The sequence below is a fragment of the Clostridium hydrogeniformans DSM 21757 genome (genome assembly GCF_000686705.1).
Classification (GTDB): Bacteria; Bacillota; Clostridia; order Clostridiales; family Clostridiaceae; genus Clostridium_Z; species Clostridium_Z hydrogeniformans.
In genome coordinates this window covers 96081-114266 of the sequence record NZ_JMLJ01000006.1, presented here as the reverse complement: position 1 = coordinate 114266, position 18186 = coordinate 96081, and the positions used below count along the sequence as shown (strand labels likewise).

The window sequence follows — 18186 nt, the reverse complement described above, 5'->3', positions numbered from 1 at the left end:
ATAGGGTTTTTACACAAAACTATCTAATGTCCCTATTCCTTAGAAATATTCTTGATTTATCTTCTTTAAATAGATGTATGAATTAAGTTTAAAACTTAAAACCCCATAGGTTTAAGGTCTAAGTTAAATAATCAGACCTTAAAATACAATAATATAAGGTGGTAACTTCCTTATTACCTAAAAGACTTAGCTTTTCATCTTTTCTAAACTTATATTTGAATCCACATTTTTCATTAACTCTTTTTGAATTATAGTTAAAATCATAATGGGCACACCAAATTAAATCTAAGTTCAATTTAGTAAAGCCATATTTAATTAAAAAGTTTACAGCTTCAGGAACAAGTCCCTTTCCCCAATACTTAGGATTAAGAACATATCCTATTTCTAGTTGGTTCAAGTGAGCAAGCTTATCATCAGGTTTTCTGTTATGAAGGCCTATACTACCGATAACCTTATTTTCAGATTTTAAAACAATGGCATAGATATTATTGGTTTTTATGAACGTTTTAATTATAGCCTTACTTTCATCTTCATTTTTATGTGGTGGCCAACCAGCGTTAGGACCTACTACCTCACTTTTAGCATATTCATATAAATCCTTACTATCAGTTTCACTCCATTTCCTTAATATTAACCTGTCTGTAGTCAAAGTTTCCATATTCTTTCCCCCTTAATATAGATATCTTAAGTATTTTAATCAGATAAATATTAAATAACAGTATAACCAATAAAATAATGATTTTCAATATTTGGAATTTAGGTTATATGAACATAGATAGAGGGATTTTAATTGATTAAATATTTATTATAAATAGATACTAGAGTTATTTGTAATGAATAAAGATTTAATTTTATTAATATACATATAATGACAATAAAATCGAAAAACTATGGTATTTATAAAAATATAAAAACTTAATTTTAAGTTGTAATTTGTAGTTTTATACAAATTATTCCAATGAATAGTGATGATTAGTGAAAATTAAAGTTAGATTGAAAATATTATAAAAACATATTAATTAAAAACTTAAAAATGAAAGATATATATAATAAATTATTAATAAAGATAAAAAAAAAGTGTTGCAAGAATTAAAATATATTGATAATATATTAAAAAATACTAAAAAAATTAATAGTATATCAATAAAGTAAGTGGAATTATAATAAAATATATTGACAAGAACTACAATAGGTATATAATTATTAATAAATATAAAACAAGAAACAATTCAGAAAATTGAATGGGGGTTATTAGTGTATGGCAAAGTATATAGTGAAGAGAATTTTAAGTTGTATTTTAACTATATGGGTAGTAATTACAGCTGTATTTTTCTTAGTCCGTCTTATGCCAGGAGGTCCTTTTGATTCAGACAAAATGACGCCAGAGATTAAGGCTAACTTAAATGAAAAATATGGGTTGGACAAACCTATGGGAACTCAGTATTCCATGTATATGAAAAATTTAGTAAAAGGTGATTTTGGAGAGTCTATGGTATTTAGAGGGAAAAAAGTATCTGAAACTATAACAACTTCATTCCCGAATTCAGCAAAGGTAGGTATAGTTGCAGTAGCTGTGTCACTAGTATGTGGAGTACTTCTTGGAATAATTTCAGCTCTTAATGCTGGAAAGTGGCCAGATAGGGTTTGTATGATAATAGCAACTCTAGGAATAACAATTCCAAGCTTTGTTGTTTCTGCACTACTTATGTATGCATTCACAGTAAAGCTTAAGTTATTACCAGCATCTGGGCTTAGCAGTTGGAAAAATTATATAATGCCTGTATTTGCACTATGTTTATCATCATTAGCATTTATAACAAGACTTACAAGAAGCAAATTAGTAGATGTTTTAAAATCAGATTATATTAGAACTGCAAGAGCAAAAGGATTAAGTTCAAGAACCGTTATATTTAAGCACGCTTTAAGAAATTCACTTATACCAATAGTAACTTATCTAGGGCCATTAGTTGCAGGTATACTTACAGGATCCTTTGTAGTAGAAAAAATATTTGCAGTACCTGGACTTGGAAATCAATTTGTACAAACTGTATTAGGTAGAGATTATACCATGCTTCTAGGAGTTGTAATTTTCTATAGTACTTTAATAGTTGTATGTAACTTAGTTGTAGATATATTATATGTATTTATTGATCCAAGAATAAAGCTTGAGAATTAAGGGGGAGAGGAAATGGAAGAAAATTTAAGAATAGAGAAATCTCTTTTTACTCCTTTAAAAGAAGATGAAAAGAAATCAGAGCAAATAGTAAGACCTAGTATTGGATATTGGGCAGATGCGTGGAGAAGATTAAAGGGAAATAAGGTGGCTTTAGTATCTTTAATAGTAATTATTTTATATATAATTTTTGCAATAGTAACACCAATGATTTCACCTTTTAATTATTCAGAGACAGACTTAGTAAATCAAGATTTAAAACCTAATTTAACTCATTGGTTTGGGACAGATGCTTTAGGAAGAGATTTATTTGTAAGAGTTGCATATGGGGCAAGGTATTCCCTTATTATAGCCTTTGCAGCAACAATAATCAACCTAGTAATCGGAGTTATTTATGGTGGGGTTGCAGGATTCTTTGGAGGAAGAATTGACAACATAATGATGAGAATAGTTGATGTATTATATTCTGTTCCTACATTGATATATGTAATACTAATTATGGCAGCCTTTTTAAAACCTGAGGAAGGAAATACTGGAATTGGAACAATTGTTTTAGCACTTTCTATTTCTTATTGGGTTAGTATGGCAAGAATAGTAAGAGGAGACATACTTCAGCTTAAGCAACAAGAATTTGTATTAGCTGCTAGAACTCTTGGAGCATCTAAAAATAGAATATTATTTAAGCATTTAATACCTAACTGTATTGGATCTATTTTAGTAACAATGACTCTTTTGGTTCCAAGTGCAATATTTACAGAGGCATTCTTAAGTTTTATAGGTCTTGGAATTAATCCACCACTAGCGTCATTAGGAACTTTAGCAAATGAAGCTATGCCGGCTTTATATGTTAATGCATACCAATTAGTATTTCCAGCTCTAGCAATTTGTATAATAATTCTTTCATTCAATCTTCTTGGAGATGGTTTGACAGAAGCTTTAGATCCTAAGCATAAGAGATAGGAGGAGATAGTATGAGTAGATTATTAGAAGTGAAAAATTTAAAAACATCTTTCTCAACCTATGCTGGAGATGTACAGGCTGTAAGAGGGGTATCCTTCCATTTAGATAAAGGAGAAGCCTTAGGCATTGTTGGAGAATCAGGTTGTGGAAAGTCAGTTACTATGATGTCTATTATGAGATTGTTATCTGATAATGGAAAATTAATTGATGGTGAGATTAATTTTGATGGAAATATGATATCAAATTATTCTGAAAGACAGATGGAATCAGTAAGAGGAAATGATATAGGAATGATATTTCAGGATCCTATGACTTCATTGAACCCTGTATTTACTGTAGGGGATCAGCTTATTGAACCACTTATGAAGCATAGAAAAATAGGCAAGAAAGAAGCCTTAGAAGAGGCTATAAAAATTCTTGAACTTGTTGGAATACCAAGTCCTAGAAAGAGAATAAAGCAATATCCTCATGAATTCTCAGGTGGAATGAGACAAAGAGTAATGATAGCTATGAGCTTAATTTGTGAGCCAAAGCTTATAATTGCTGATGAGCCTACCACTGCATTAGATGTTACTATACAAGCTCAAATCTTAGATTTAATGAAGAATTTAAAGGATAAGCTTAACACATCTATTATACTTATAACCCATGACTTAGGTGTGGTTGCAGATATTTGTAGCCGCATAAATGTTATGTATGGTGGAATCATTGTTGAAACTGGAACTACTAGAGATATCTTTTATAAGGGAAGACATCCTTATACTTGGGGATTGTTAAATAGTGTTCCAAATCCTAAGAAAAAAAATAAAGAAAAGCTTCAACCTATTGATGGACAACCACCAGATTTATTAAAACCACCTGTAGGATGTCCATTTACATCTAGATGTAAATACTCAATGAAGGTTTGTTTAGAAAAACAACCACCTCTTTTTGAACTTTCAGAAGGACATAGGTGTGCATGTTGGTTATGTCATCCTGATGCACCACAGGTTGATTCACCAATAAGGAGGGGAAGAGATGGAGAATAAGAGCACCTTATTAGAAGTAAAAGATTTATGTATGTACTTTTCAGTAGCTAAGGGCATATTTTCAAAGAAAAGTTACGTAAAAGCTGTTGATAGAGTATCTTTTAAAATAAATAAAGGGGAAACCTTAGGACTAGTTGGGGAATCAGGATGTGGTAAAACTACAACTGGTAGAACCATATTAAAGCTCTATGAGCCTACAAGTGGACAGATAATCTTTGATGGTGAAGATATAACAAAAAAATCTCAAAAATCCATGCTACCTTTAAGAAAAAGAATGCAGATGATTTTTCAAGACCCATATGCTTCGCTAAATCCAAGAATGACAGTAGGAGATATAATAGGAGAGGCCATTGATATTCATGGAATCATGAAAGGAAATGAAAGAACAGAGAGAATAAGATATCTTTTAAATAAGGTTGGACTAAATGGAGACCATATTAATAGATATGCCCATGAGTTTTCAGGTGGACAAAGACAAAGAATAGGTATTGCAAGAGCATTGGCTGTTGAACCAGATTTTATTGTATGTGATGAACCAATATCAGCTCTTGATGTATCAATTCAAGCTCAAATTATTAATATGTTAGAAGAATTACAAGATGAATTTGGACTAACTTATTTATTTATTGCCCATGATTTATCAATGGTTAAGCATATATCAGATCAGATTGGAGTAATGTATCTTGGAAGGTTAGTTGAAAAGGGGCCAAGTGATGATGTTTATTTAAATCCTAAACACCCTTATACTCAAGCGCTTTTATCTTCAGTTCCTATACCAGATCCAGATGAATCAAAGCTCACTAAAAGAATCGTTTTAGAAGGAGATATACCTTCACCAATAGATCCACCTCCAGGGTGTAGATTTAAAGGAAGATGTAGATTTGCAAAACCAGTATGTTCTGAAATAGATCCAGAACTTAAGGAAGTAGAACCAGGTCATTTTGTAGCATGCCATTTATTTAAATAAATATTTTTGCCATAGGCAAATAATATAATAGATATTATAAAGGGGGACAACTTAATGAAATCCAGCAAAATAAAAAAGATATTTGCAGCTATTTTAGCTATGGCAGTAAGTATGACAGTAGTTGCAGCATGTGGTAGTAAAACAGATAGTACAAAAGATAAAGAAAAAGTTAAGCAAACTTTAGTCTATAATATAGGGGCAGATCCAAAGACTGTAGACCCAGCTTTAAATGAGGCTGTGGATGGATCCATAATTATATCTAATGCCTTTGAAGGACTTTGTAGATTAGATAAAAATGATAAGGCAATACCAGGGGTTGCAAAGGATTGGAAGATTTCTGATGATAAATTAGTGTACACTTTTAATTTAAGAGATGATGCTAAGTGGTCAGATGGAAAGAAGGTTGTAGCAGGGGATTTTGAATATGCTTGGAAAAGAGCATTAGACCCTAAAACAGGAGCTGCTTATGCATACCAATTATACTACCTAAAGGGTGGAGAAGAATATAACGTTAAGAATGGAAAAGCAGAAGAGGTTGGAGTTAAGGCAATAGATGAGAAAACTTTACAAGTAACATTAAACTCAGCTACTCCATATTTCTTAGAACTTATGGCTTTCCCAACTTATATGCCAGTTAGAAAAGATATGGTAGAATCCAAGGGAGAAGCATGGGCAAGATCAGCTGAAACTTATATATCTAATGGACCATTCAAGTTAGATAAATGGTCACAACAAGAAAAAATGGTATTTGTAAAAAATGATAACTACTGGAATAAGAATGATGTAAAACTTGATACACTAGACATAAGACTAGTTACTGATGAAATGACAGCTTATAATGAATTAAAGGCTGGAAACTTTGATATGACAGAAAGTATTCCAATAGATATGCTTCAAGATGCAAAGTCAGCAGGACTTAGACAAGATTTTGCTAACTTAGGAACTTATTTTATAGCATTAAACGTTGGTAAAAACTTTAACAAGTTAGATCCAAAGGTTCAAGCAGTATTAGGTAATGAAAAAGTTCGTCAAGCTTTATCATTAGCTATAGATAGAGAAGCAATAGTAAAAAATATAACTAAGGCAGGACAAATTCCAGCATATAGCTTCGTTCCAAAAGGAATGGAAGTTGTAACTGGCAAAGATTTTGCAGATAAAGAATACTATAATGTTAAGGGAGATTTAGAAAAGGCCAAGGCTTTATTAAAAGAAGCTGGATTCCCAGATGGACAAGGACTTCCAACATTAACTTTCTTATTTAACTCAGAAGGAGAGGGACATAAAAAGATAGCTCAATATATTCAAGATACATGGAGCAAAATGGGAGTTAAGGTTGAACTTCAACAACAAGAGTGGAAGGTATTCCAAACTTCAAGAAATACTGGAGCATATCAAATTGGAAGACATGGTTGGTCAGCTGACTATACTGACCCTATGAGTTTCCTAGATATGTGGATAACTAATGGTGGTAGCAACGATGCAGGATTTAGCAATGCTGAATATGACAAATTAATAGATGCGACTAAGAAAGAGTCTGATCCAGCTAAAAGAGCAGAATTATTTAGAAAAGCTGAGGATATTCTAATGAAGGAAATGCCTGTTATACCATTATACTTCTACACTAAAGTTAAGGGTGTTAAGCCACAAGTTAAGGGCTTTAGAGTATCACCTTTAGGTCAAGTTTATTTTGATCAAGTTCAAATAGATAAATAATTAAGAAGTAAAATAATAATATTTTAGTATATAAGAAGTTATAGGAAAAACTATATAATATTATAAAACTAAAAGTAATTTTACTTTAGAGTTAATATTTAAGGTTTAGTATTCTAAGCAGCACTGTGAATTAAGGTTCCCAGTGCTGCCTTATATTTCTAGTGAATATTTTAAAGAAAGCTAGTAATTTATAAAATAAAAATCCAATTCATTTTAAATATCATGGATTTTATAGTAATAATTATTTTTTGCAACATTTAAAAAATGATAAGTGGATACTAAAATAGGTTGAAATCTATCTATTTTTAATTAAAACCACTATATTAATTAAAAATAATATAGTTCCACCTAGAATTGGAATTATAAAGGATGGTACTAAATTTAGAAGTATTCCAGATAATATTAATGATATAGGAACCATAAGCTTTACAATACTTAATCCAAGGCTTAAAACCCTTCCTCTATACTCTTCAGGAATTATTATCTGAATTATATATGAAATAGGTATATCTATAAAGGAAATACAAATTCCAATAAGACACATGACTATCATGTAATATATAAGGTATATTGTAGTATTTAAATAATTATCAATAAAAAATAGTGGGAGACCTATTAATATCATACATAAGGATAAGGTAATTATTATTTTATTAAGGAAGTTAAAGTAAGATTCTTTTACCTCTAGAAATTTTACTATTACTGCTCCTATTATCATACCAATTGGAAAGGAACCTTGTATAATACCAAAGTTTTTAGAACTTAATTTTAATGTTTCATTAATTATATAAGGCAATGGTACTGAAACTGAAAATCCAAGAAAAAAATTTAGATAAAATAAAATATAAAAATATTTTTTTATTTCACTATTTTTAATTAAGTATAGAAAACCATCCTTTATATCATTAATTAAATTAATTTTATTATATTTTTTAGTATCTTCCTTAAAAGTCTTTTTAATATTGAAATTAAAGTCTATAAAACACTCCAATATTGCTGATAATATATAACATACTCCATTTATAACTATAAATAAGCGGATATCAATAAAAGCAAAAACTACACCTGCTATCATAGGGCCTAAGATGCCTGAGGCAGAATCTATTATTTTACTAGAGGAATTAATAGTAAGAAGCATATTATCTGAAACAATATTAGGCTTTGAAGTTTCTAGAGCCATATTAAAAAATGTAGTGAACATTGTAACTAATAAAGTTGTGGAATAAACCATTATAAGAGAAAGACCATAAATAGAACTTAGAATATAGATAATAACTAGTAAGGTTCCGGTTAAAAAGTCCATTCCTATTACAATAAGTCGTTTACTTACCTTATCAGATACTACACCTGCTATAGGGTTAAGCAATATAGATGGAATTGTACCAAGTATCAATGTGGTTGCAAAGTTTAGGGCTGAGCCTGTAACCTTTAATACGTACAACCCTATGGCAAAGGAATATATAGAAGCTCCAAATATGGAAATAAATTTTCCAACTGAAAATAATAACAGATTTTTCATTTCTTTATTAAATCTTAGTTTCTTTATTTGAGCTTTAAATGTGGTCATTTAGCCACCTCCTAGAATAAATATTATTTAATTTAATCTTAAGGTATGGTCATAACGCCACATCAATATATTAAAAGTATATTTTTTTATTTTAAAATTAATAAAAGATAGGGTTAACCCTATCTTTTTCCATAGAAAACATAATTATAGATTTTTTCACCGTGAACAAAAAAGTTTTCATACTTTCCACCCTTATCTATATATCCAGAAGTTATATCTTCTATCATATTATATTTACATTCATTAAGTTCATTTTTAATATTATCCAATAAAAAATTATTCCTATATTTTTTTTCTATTAAGCTTTCATTTTTAAAATTTTTAAAGACTATATAGGATCCAAGAAGGGTAGAATCTTCCTTAAGATAATTATCTATTCTGCTGAGTAAGAAATCTTCATGATCAAAGCTATAATTACTTGTACCAGATATATCTAATAGCATATCTATAGAATTATTTTTAATAGGGATATCTAAAAAATCACAACATATAAACAAGATGTTTTTCTTTTGATTACCTCTTTCAAGTACACTTTTTAAGAATTTATGTCTATCAATATCATGATCTACAGCAATATACAAACAATCATCAGGTAGATCTTCATAAATATTTCTAAGAAAGAATCCTACTCCACTTCCAAGTTCTAAAAGTACTTTATTATTTAAATTAAATGAGGAGATTTTTCTAGATGATAATTCTAGGTTTTTCTTCATAGTATCTAAATAACTAATATCCGTAAGGGTTATATAATTACTAATATAATTCATATTAAAATTATTTTCATATTCTTTCTTAAGCTCACTAACTTTAAGTATTCCAGATTCAATTAAATATTCTTTCTTGCAACTACAATGTAATTTTCCATCTATTATATGGTTATCTCTTATATTAGCTTCAGTAATGGTTAATTGGTTTTGACATTTTGAACATCTAAGGATAGATAGAAAGTTTAAGTTTACTCCCAGTAAAGCTTCTGACTCTTCATTTTTATTGTTTAATAGGTCTATTTTTTTAGTTAATCTATCCTTTATATTAAGTAATTCATCAATTTGTATTTCAATGGATTTATGTTTATTTAAGAAAAGATTTTTATAATAGAGGTCTTCTTCGTAATTAGTAAGTTTACCAAGACTTTTAAACATAAATATAGTCTTAATTTCAGTCAAGGTAAATCCCATATTTTTTAAATCCAAAATACTATTTAAGTTATCAGTACACTTCTCATCAAAAAAGTAGTGTCCCCCTACCTTTTCAGGAATTACAAGTCCTAAATCCATATAATGTCTTACAGCATCAATACTTACATTATTAATATTAGAAAATTCGCCTATTCTCATATTACCACCTTTGATAAATTATTTTAGCTATACTATAAAATTCTACCTTCTTTTAATAACCCCTTTTTAAAATGAATAATATGATTATTTTAAGATTTAACTTTTAGTTTTTAAAATTTATATTATAAAGCAGAGAATTATTTTTAAATAAAGAGTAAGAGTCTAAATTTAAAAATAATAAATATAATATACTATATGTTATAATTTGTAATATAAGTAATACGGAGATATTTTTGTTAATGAGGAAGGAGTAGGAGTGAGTGATAATTAAAAGTTTAAATACTTTAAATGAAGAAATTATAAAAGAGATAAGAGAATTAGAATTACTTTGTATCCAATATGATAATTTGAAGGGAGAAATATTCTTAGATAACTCTCTTACTTTTAATAGAGATATAAAAAATATTTTTTTAGCCTATGAAGACGAGAAATTAATAAGCTTAATTTATATGTTTATTCCTAGAAAAAAAGAGGCAGAAATATCAGCATACACTATGCCAGAGTATAGAAGAAGGGGATATTTTAAAGAACTGCTTTTAAGGGCTATTAAGGAGCTTCAGGAATACAATATTCCAGATATATTATTTGTATGTGAATCTCAATCTAAGAATGGAAAAGAAGTAATAAAACATATTCATGGAAAATATGATTTTACTGAGTATGTACTTAAATATAATAGTGAAAATAATATAGTAAAAAAACACAATGATTCTAAAGTAGAATTATATAAGGTAGAATTAGAGGATATGGACACACTGATTACCTTGAATGAGAAGATTTTTAAGCAAAGTTATGAAGAGATAAAGACCATGGTTATGAATACTTTTAAGTCAGAAGATAGAGAGTCGTACTTAGGAGTTTTAAATGGAGAATTTATTGGAATGGGAGCATTAGCCTTTGATGGGGATGAAGTTACTATCTTTGATTTTGGAGTATCCCCTAAGCATCAGGGAAAAGGAATAGGACAAGAACTTCTAATGTTGTTAATAAAAGAAATAAAAAAATTAAATAGAAACAATATAATTTTAGAAGTGGATAGTGAAAATGAAAGGGCATTTAATCTTTATAAAAAATGTGGATTTGAGATACAAAGAGCTGTTGAGTATTATAGAAGGAAGGTTATATAGTAAAGTATAAAAATCAAAGTATCTTAAAGTAAGTACTTTGATTTTTTATATAATGTTGAAAGATAGCCTTAAAAGTTAAAGGTGGTATTGTCCACCATCAATTTTTAATATTATTAGAAGAATTTAATTAAATAACTAAAAATTACTGCACTAGTAAAATGATGCAGTAATTTTTTTGTACTCTTAGAATAAATATAAGTTAAAGAAACCATAAATTATTTTAAAGGATGTGCAAAGAATATTTAAAATAAGTTTACTTTATTTATATGGTAAAAACTGTTAAAATTATTTATAAGAGGAAACGATTACAAAAGTTGTTTATAAGATTATATTGTTATATAATAAACAACATATATTTTATAAAAGCTTATCTGTATTAAGTTACCATAGAAAATCTTTAAATAATACTTAAGGTCTATCAATGGCCTGGTGAAGCTTAAATCAATTCCAATGATCATATCATAAGAAGTCACAAGATATGCTTTTACAATAAATTTTAATCTCCAGTTAAGAGTAGAGTGTAATTATATTTTTATAATTATAATATAATTTTAACAATATAAAACAATATAAAAGGAGAGTGGTATTATGGATTTATTTAATCCCGTTGTTATTTCTATTATAGTAATGATAATTCTTTGTTTATTAAAGCTTAATGTAATTTTATCTTTACTCATATCCGCTATTGTAGCAGGTCTCGTTGCAAATTTGAGCTTGGGACAAACTATGTCTTTATTAGTAGGAGGAATGGGAAATAATTCAGAAACAGCCCTTAGTTATCTATTACTAGGTGCTCTAGCAGTGGCTGTAAATAAAACTGGTCTTTCCACTATATTTGCTAGGAAAATGGCTCAAATAGTTAAGGGAAAGAAAATAGTATTTGTATTAATCATAGCAGGTATAAGTTGTTTTTCTCAAAACCTTATTCCTGTGCACATAGCATTTATACCTATATTAATTCCAGCTCTAATTCCTCTTATGAATAAATTAAAGGTAGATAGAAGGGCTGTTGCTTGTGCTTTAACTTTTGGATTAAAAGCACCTTATATAGCTATTCCAGTGGGATTTGGACTTATATTTCATAATACTATAAGGGATCAAATGATTGCTAATAATATAGAAGTAACCAATTCAATGATAAGTAAGGTTTTATGGATACCAGCGATGGGAATGGTCCTTGGTCTATTAATAGCAGTATTTTTTACCTATAGAAAAACTAGAGAGTATAAGGAAATATCTTTAGGAGAGCCTTCTAATAATAATGAAGAAATTAAAATGAATAGGGAACATTGGTGTGCATTAATAGCTGCCATAACTGCTTTTGTAGTTCAAATTTTAACAAAGTCACTACCACTAGGAGGTTTATGTGCCATAATAGTTTTAGCAGTGACTAAAACCATTAAGTTTAATGAAATTGATGAGCTTATGAATGATGGAATTAAGCTTATGGGATTTATAGCTTTTGTAATGCTTGTAGCAGCTGGTTATGGAAATGTTTTAAGAGAGACAGGCTCTATTGAAACATTAGTTAATTCAGTAGCTTCAATGGTAGGAGATAGCCAGTTTTTAGGAGCTTTACTAATGCTATTAGTTGGGTTACTTGTAACCATGGGAATAGGAACTTCCTTTGGAACCATTCCAATATTAGCTACTATATATTGCCCTCTTGGTCTTAGATTAGGATTTAGTCCTCTAGCTATAATTATTTTAATAGGAGTAGCAGGGGCATTAGGGGATGCTGGATCACCTGCATCAGATAGTACTCTTGGACCAACTTCTGGGCTTAATGTAGATTCTCAGCATGACCATATATGGGATACTTGTGTTCCTACATTTATCCACTACAATATACCTTTATTAGTATTTGGACTAATGGCTGCACTGATGTTTTAAGTTAAAAATTTAATATAAGATTTTATATATTGCTCTTTATTATATTAGTTAATAAACCCTAATATAATAAGGAGCAATTTATTTATATAATAGTCTTTTTAGTTTATATGGTAGTGATTAAGTTAATTTTTTATTATTTTATTGAATATATTTTGTTTTGGATAACGTAAATCAATGGAATGAATATAAGATTTACATTGTTATTTATAACATAAGTAATAAGAGTATAATAATATTAAAATATATGATATATTAGTTAATTTTTGAAAACTATAAAATTATAGGATTTTTAGCTTGAATCTTAACTTATACATGCACTTAAATCCTTTTAAATTTTAGAGCTTAAGTAGTGCATAAGATAAGTTTTGAATTAAAAACCCTATATAAGATTTTAATATAAAGTATTAATTTATTCATTAAAATATCTTAGATTTATAGTGTTTTAGATAGGGAGATAAATTAAATTTTATACTTAAAACCCTATAGTTTAAGGTAGTAAAACACAGAAACTTTAAATTAAAAAGATAATAACCTTAATAGGATATTTTAAATGATATAAGGAAGTTACTTAATCTACTTTAATTATTTAAGTTAAAAATAATTATAAGGCTCAATAGGACAACTTAATTATCTTAATAAGTTAATGGGAATAATGTTTATAAAGGGGAATATTTTATGATTAATAAAGGTAGAGACTATGAAATTACTAGCTTGATAGATAAAAATTGCCCAGTATGCAATAAGTTAGATAATATATATAATTTAGAAGGAAATAGAGTACAATTTAAAATTCCAAAGGAACATGGTGAAGGGTATGTAACACAAATATCATCTTCTAGGGATACACAGATTATAGATTTTAAAATGACCTTTAATAGAAAAGTAGAACTTAAAGGGAAATCTAAAACCCCTCATATAGATATGTTTTTTTGTATGGGGGATCATATAGATTGGAATTTTAAAGGAGATAAAAGAGATTTTCAACTATTAAAGGGAGAAAGTTTTTTTGCTAAGAACAAGGGAATAGAAAAAATAAAGAACTGTATTTATGAAAAAGATCAGAAGTTACATTTTGTAGAGCTTAAGGTCCATCCGAAAAAGTTCAATGAAATTGTTGAAAACATTCAAGATGAATGGAGAATATTTTCAAAAGATAAGTGTGAGGAAATATTTCATACTCATAAGATGAGTTCTAGCATTAATGTTATTTTAAAACAAATGATTAGTTGTCCATATAATAATGGACTTAGAAAGATTTATATGGATGGAAAGGTACTTGAGTTATTTTCAGTATATTTTAATGAAAATATAAGAGAAAAGGATAACCATAACTTAATTAATCTATCAAAGGAAGATATAAAAAGTATTTATAGGGCTAAAGAAATTTTAGATAATAATCTAGGAAGCCCCCCTACTTTATTGGCTTTAGCTAAATTAATATATATTAATGAATTTAAATTAAAAAATGGATTTAAGGAAGTTTTTAATACTACAGTTCATTCTTACATTATAGATAGAAGGCTTGAGGCTGCAAGAGATTTATTAGAGGGAAAAACCAAAACAGTAAGTGAAGTAGCAAGTATTGTAGGATATTCTAATGCCAGTCATTTTGCTTTAGCTTTTAGAAAGAAGTTTGGGGTTAATCCAGGATATTATTTAAAAAATGTAGCAGGAAAATAAAATAGTATAAATTAGAGATTAGTACTTATGAGAGTATAATAAAACTAAGAAGTCAGTATTCAATATTATGTTGATGCTGACTTCTTGTATCCTTTTTTTGTTCTTTAAAATCCTTATATGAGTAGAGAAGAAAAAGTACTAGGGACTATAATAAATAGGAAAGATAATCATTATCAATTATCTCTTAAACAATAAGGAGGGAAAAGAAGTGACAAAAAACAAAAAAGGAATCTCACGGTTATTAGAAATAGCAGGAGAGAAAAAAGTATTACTTATATTCTCAAGTATCTTTTCTTCTATTAGTGCTATATTAACACTTGTACCATATCTATCAGCTTATTTTATTATGATAGAGTTATTAAAAATGCCATCTAATCTATTACTAGCTGATAAGAGTTTAATGTTAAGGTGGGGAACTGTAGCATTAATAGGATTACTTTTAGGAATTTTATTTATGTATATATCAGGGTTACTTTCTCATATGGCGGCTTATAATATATTGTATGACATGAGAATAAAAGTTTCTAAGCATATAGGAAAGCTACCTTTAGGATATTTTACAAACACATCTACAGGAGTAATTAAAAAGGTAATGGAACAAAATGTGGAGAAAATTGAGAATTTTATTGCTCATAGTTTGCCAGATATGATTAATGTTTTAGCAACTATAGTAGTTATATTAGGAGCTATGCTTTACTTAAACCCATTGTTAGCTATATCTTGTATTATACCAATTATCTTAGGATTTTATATTCAAGGATCTGTAAGAATGGGAAAAAAAGCAGAAGATACATTAAAGAACTACCATAATTCCTTAGAAAGAATTAATTCCTCAACTATACAATATGTAAAAGGAATGCCTGTTATAAAGGTATTTGGACAAACTATTCATTCTTTTAGAAGGTTTTATGATGATATGATAAGTTATAGAGATTATTGTGTAAAGTATACAGATAATTTTCAAAATATTTATATATTATTTAAGGTGATTTTGGGTTCATTATTAACCTTTATTTTACCTGTAGGCACTTATCTTATGAGTAAAGATCCTACTAATAAAGCTTTTGCGTTAACACTATTATTTTATTTAATTATGGCTCCAAGTATAGCTTCTCCTATGTCTAAGTTTACTAATTTTGCTTCAATGATAGCGGATATATCAGAGGGAGTAGATCGTATAGATAAGCTTTTAGGAGAAGAGCCTATAGCTGAAAGTAAAAATCCTAAGATGCCAAAGAGTTTTAATATTGATTTTAAAAATGTATATTTTTCTTATAATTTAGATGAGGAAAAAGAGGCTCTATCTAATATAAGTTTTAGTGCAAAACAAGGAAAGGTAACAGCACTTGTTGGTCCATCAGGTTCAGGGAAATCCACTATAGCTAATCTTATTCCTAGGTTTTGGGATGTTAGAGAAGGAAGTATTTCCATAGGAGGAGTAGATATAAGAGACATAAAGACAGAGGATTTAATGAATACAGTATCCTTTGTATTTCAAGATGCCTTTTTATTTTATGATACCATATATGAAAATATTTTAGCAGGAAGACCAGAGGCATCAAAAGAAGAGGTTTATGCTGTAGCTAAGGCAGCTCAATGTGAAAGTTTTATTAAAAGACTTCCTAAGGGATATGAAACTCTAATAGGGGAAGGTGGAGTATATCTATCTGGAGGAGAAGCACAAAGGCTTACAGTTGCAAGAGCTATACTTAAAAACTCTCCAATATTGGTTTTAGATGAGGCCACAGCTTTTGCAGATCCAGAAAATGAATATAATATGCAGCTAGCTTTAAAGGAACTTATGAATAATAAAACTGTTATAATTATTGCCCATAGGCTATCTTCAATACAAGATGCTGATAAAATTATAGTACTTAAAGAAGGGGAAATATTAGAGGAAGGTACTCATAAAGATTTAACCCAAATTAATGGTCTTTATAAAAAAATGTGGGATGCATATACCTATTCAGGAAATTGGAAGATCCAAAGAGGAGGGGATAAAAATGAGATTGCTTTATAATATAACTGCTGGAAATCCTAAAAAACTAGTAAAACCCATAGGATTTGCTGTACTAGCTAATATTGTAAATATTTTACCTTTTGCTTTAGTTATAACGGTAGCTCAAATAATCTTTGAAGCTTTCTCTAAAGGAGTAGCTGTAGATGTAAGTAAGATGTGGGTAATATGCATAGCTTTAATTTTATCTATGATACTTATGTTTTTAGTGGAGATACCAGCCTATAGAGCGGCTTATAGAGAGGCATATATGTTATCAGCAGAAGGTCGTGCAAATCTTGCAGAACATTTAAGAAAATTATCTCTAGGATATTTAACTACTAAGGATCCAGGAGATCTTGGCAATATGATTATGGGAGACTTTACTTTAATAGAGCATTGTATATCTCACTTAATGCCACAGTTAGTGGGAGGACTAATTATGCCATTTATTGCTTTTATAGGTCTTTTATTCATAGATTTTTCTATGGCAATATCCATGTTTATTTCTTTACCTATAGCAATATTAATTATAATTGCTACCTCGAAGATTCAAAGAAGAGTAGGGAAAAAACATATGGATTCTAAAATATATTCTGCCAATAGGTTGCAGGAATATTTAAATGGAATAGGAACAATAAAGGCATATAACTTAACAGGAGATAGATTTGTAAGACTTGAGAAAGCTTTTAAAACTTTTATGAAGGAAAGCATAAGGATTGAAGGATCTCTACAACCTATATTTTTAACAGCTTTAGGTATTATTAGAGCTGGATTCCCAATAATGATATTTGTAGGAACTCACCTACTGCTAGGGGGAAACCTAGATGTTATAACCTTCTTTACCTTTTTAATTATAGGAACTAGGGTTTTTGACCCATTAAATACTGCTTTAAATAATCTGGCTGAAATTGGATATGATAACCAAGCAGGAGAGAGAATTGTGAATTTATTAAAAGAGCCTATATTAACAGGAGAAAAGAACCCTCCTAAAAATAATAGTATTAGATTTAAAGATGTTACCTTTAGCTATAGTGATAAGGCTGTTCTTAAAAACCTTTCTATAACAATGAATCAAGGAAGTTTAACAGCTATTGTAGGACCATCAGGAAGTGGAAAAACCACTGTGTTAAAACTCATATCTAGATTTTATGATCCTGAAAGTGGACAGGTTTTAATAGGGAATCAAGATATTAAAGAGACTAATCCAGAGGCACTGCTTGAGAAGATTTCTATAGTGTTTCAAGATGTATATCTTTTTCAAGATACCATTGGGAACAATATAATGTTTGGATTAGAAGGGGCTACTAAAAAACATGTGGAAGAAGCTGCAAAGAAGGCATGTTGTCATGACTTTATTATGAAGCTTCCTAATGGATATGATACTTTAGTAGGAGAAGGGGGATGTACCTTATCAGGAGGAGAAAAGCAACGTATATCTATTGCTAGGGCTATATTAAAAAATTCTCCAATAGTACTTCTAGATGAGGCAACGGCATCATTAGATCCAGAAAATGAATTAGATATACAAAAGGCTATAAATGAACTTATTAAAGGAAGAACTGTTGTAGTGGTTGCCCATAGACTTAAAACTATTGCTAATGCTGATAATATTATAGTTTTAGATAAGGGAGAAATAGTTGAAGAAGGAACTCATGAAAAGCTTTTAGAAAATAAAAGTTTATATCATAATCTTTGGATGCTTCAACAAAAATCAGGAAGATGGAGTGTTGATTCATAAAGTT

Annotated in this window: 13 protein-coding genes; 10 read left to right on the top strand and 3 right to left on the bottom strand. The window is 29.0% G+C overall.

The features are described 5' to 3' along the window. Positions 1–118: 118 nt before the first annotated feature. Positions 119–658 carry a GNAT family N-acetyltransferase gene (locus BR69_RS0103180; RefSeq protein ID WP_027631900.1) on the bottom strand — a complete coding sequence of 180 codons (540 nt, stop codon included), beginning with the start codon at positions 656–658 and terminating at the stop codon, positions 119–121. A gap of 600 nt (positions 659–1258) precedes the next feature. Between BR69_RS0103180 and BR69_RS0103175 the strand changes: the two genes are divergently transcribed. Genes BR69_RS0103175 through BR69_RS0103155 form a run of 5 tightly spaced genes read left to right on the top strand, consistent with a single transcriptional unit; the run spans position 1259 to position 6841 of the window. Beyond that, complete coding sequence (locus BR69_RS0103175) at positions 1259–2176, top strand: ABC transporter permease (RefSeq protein WP_027631899.1); 918 nt, start codon at positions 1259–1261, stop codon at positions 2174–2176. A 12-nt stretch (positions 2177–2188) separates the two neighbouring features. Further along, the gene (locus BR69_RS0103170; protein ID WP_027631898.1) at positions 2189–3133 is read left to right on the top strand and encodes an ABC transporter permease; all 945 of its coding nucleotides are present in this window, start codon (positions 2189–2191) and stop codon (positions 3131–3133) included. An 11-nt stretch (positions 3134–3144) separates the two neighbouring features. Beyond that, positions 3145–4161 carry an ABC transporter ATP-binding protein gene (locus BR69_RS0103165; protein WP_027631897.1) on the top strand — a complete coding sequence of 339 codons (1017 nt, stop codon included), beginning with the start codon at positions 3145–3147 and terminating at the stop codon, positions 4159–4161. Next, the gene (locus tag BR69_RS0103160; protein WP_027631896.1) at positions 4151–5128 is read left to right on the top strand and encodes an ABC transporter ATP-binding protein; all 978 of its coding nucleotides are present in this window, start codon (positions 4151–4153) and stop codon (positions 5126–5128) included. The genes BR69_RS0103165 and BR69_RS0103160 overlap by 11 nt, the downstream gene beginning before the upstream one ends. A 54-nt stretch (positions 5129–5182) precedes the next feature. Beyond that, complete coding sequence (locus tag BR69_RS0103155) at positions 5183–6841, top strand: peptide ABC transporter substrate-binding protein (RefSeq protein ID WP_027631895.1); 1659 nt, start codon at positions 5183–5185, stop codon at positions 6839–6841. Between the two features lie 295 nt (positions 6842–7136). Here BR69_RS0103155 and BR69_RS0103150 read toward each other — a convergent pair whose 3' ends face one another. Beyond that, positions 7137–8408: an MFS transporter gene (locus BR69_RS0103150; RefSeq protein WP_027631894.1), complete on the bottom strand. Its 1272-nt coding sequence runs from the start codon at positions 8406–8408 to the stop codon at positions 7137–7139. Positions 8409–8527: 119 nt separating this feature from the next. After that, entirely contained in the window at positions 8528–9745 is a 1218-nt protein-coding gene (locus tag BR69_RS0103145; protein ID WP_027631893.1) for a MerR family transcriptional regulator, read from the bottom strand. Between the two features lie 260 nt (positions 9746–10005). Here BR69_RS0103145 and BR69_RS0103140 point away from each other — a divergent pair, with 260 nt between their 5' ends. The 5 genes from BR69_RS0103140 to BR69_RS0103120 all read left to right on the top strand — a co-directional run bounded on the left by BR69_RS0103140 (position 10006) and on the right by BR69_RS0103120 (position 18182). Next, positions 10006–10872 (top strand): GNAT family N-acetyltransferase, encoded by an 867-nt coding sequence (locus tag BR69_RS0103140; protein ID WP_027631892.1) that lies wholly within the window; start codon positions 10006–10008, stop codon positions 10870–10872. Positions 10873–11460: 588 nt separating this feature from the next. Continuing rightward, a complete protein-coding gene (locus BR69_RS0103135; protein WP_027631891.1) occupies positions 11461–12765 on the top strand; it encodes a Na+/H+ antiporter family protein in 1305 nt (434 codons plus the stop codon). A 675-nt stretch (positions 12766–13440) separates the two neighbouring features. Continuing rightward, positions 13441–14445 carry an AraC family transcriptional regulator gene (locus tag BR69_RS0103130; RefSeq protein ID WP_034849281.1) on the top strand — a complete coding sequence of 335 codons (1005 nt, stop codon included), beginning with the start codon at positions 13441–13443 and terminating at the stop codon, positions 14443–14445. 208 nt (positions 14446–14653) lie between these two features. Beyond that, complete coding sequence (locus BR69_RS0103125; protein ID WP_027631889.1) at positions 14654–16465, top strand: ABC transporter ATP-binding protein; 1812 nt, start codon at positions 14654–14656, stop codon at positions 16463–16465. Next, entirely contained in the window at positions 16449–18182 is a 1734-nt protein-coding gene (locus BR69_RS0103120; RefSeq protein ID WP_027631888.1) for an ABC transporter ATP-binding protein, read from the top strand. The genes BR69_RS0103125 and BR69_RS0103120 overlap by 17 nt, the downstream gene beginning before the upstream one ends. Positions 18183–18186: the final 4 nt, after the last annotated feature.

Coding starts and splice junctions, on each gene's coding strand:
- BR69_RS0103175 (WP_027631899.1), top strand. CDS start 1,259: ATGGCAAAGTATATAGTGAAGAGAATTTTAAGTTGTATTTTAACTATA.
- BR69_RS0103155 (WP_027631895.1), top strand. CDS start 5,183: ATGAAATCCAGCAAAATAAAAAAGATATTTGCAGCTATTTTAGCTATG.
- BR69_RS0103160 (WP_027631896.1), top strand. CDS start 4,151: ATGGAGAATAAGAGCACCTTATTAGAAGTAAAAGATTTATGTATGTAC.
- BR69_RS0103165 (WP_027631897.1), top strand. CDS start 3,145: ATGAGTAGATTATTAGAAGTGAAAAATTTAAAAACATCTTTCTCAACC.
- BR69_RS0103170 (WP_027631898.1), top strand. CDS start 2,189: ATGGAAGAAAATTTAAGAATAGAGAAATCTCTTTTTACTCCTTTAAAA.
- BR69_RS0103130 (WP_034849281.1), top strand. CDS start 13,441: ATGATTAATAAAGGTAGAGACTATGAAATTACTAGCTTGATAGATAAA.
- BR69_RS0103120 (WP_027631888.1), top strand. CDS start 16,449: ATGAGATTGCTTTATAATATAACTGCTGGAAATCCTAAAAAACTAGTA.
- BR69_RS0103150 (WP_027631894.1), bottom strand. CDS start 8,408: ATGACCACATTTAAAGCTCAAATAAAGAAACTAAGATTTAATAAAGAA.
- BR69_RS0103180 (WP_027631900.1), bottom strand. CDS start 658: ATGGAAACTTTGACTACAGACAGGTTAATATTAAGGAAATGGAGTGAA.
- BR69_RS0103135 (WP_027631891.1), top strand. CDS start 11,461: ATGGATTTATTTAATCCCGTTGTTATTTCTATTATAGTAATGATAATT.
- BR69_RS0103145 (WP_027631893.1), bottom strand. CDS start 9,745: ATGAGAATAGGCGAATTTTCTAATATTAATAATGTAAGTATTGATGCT.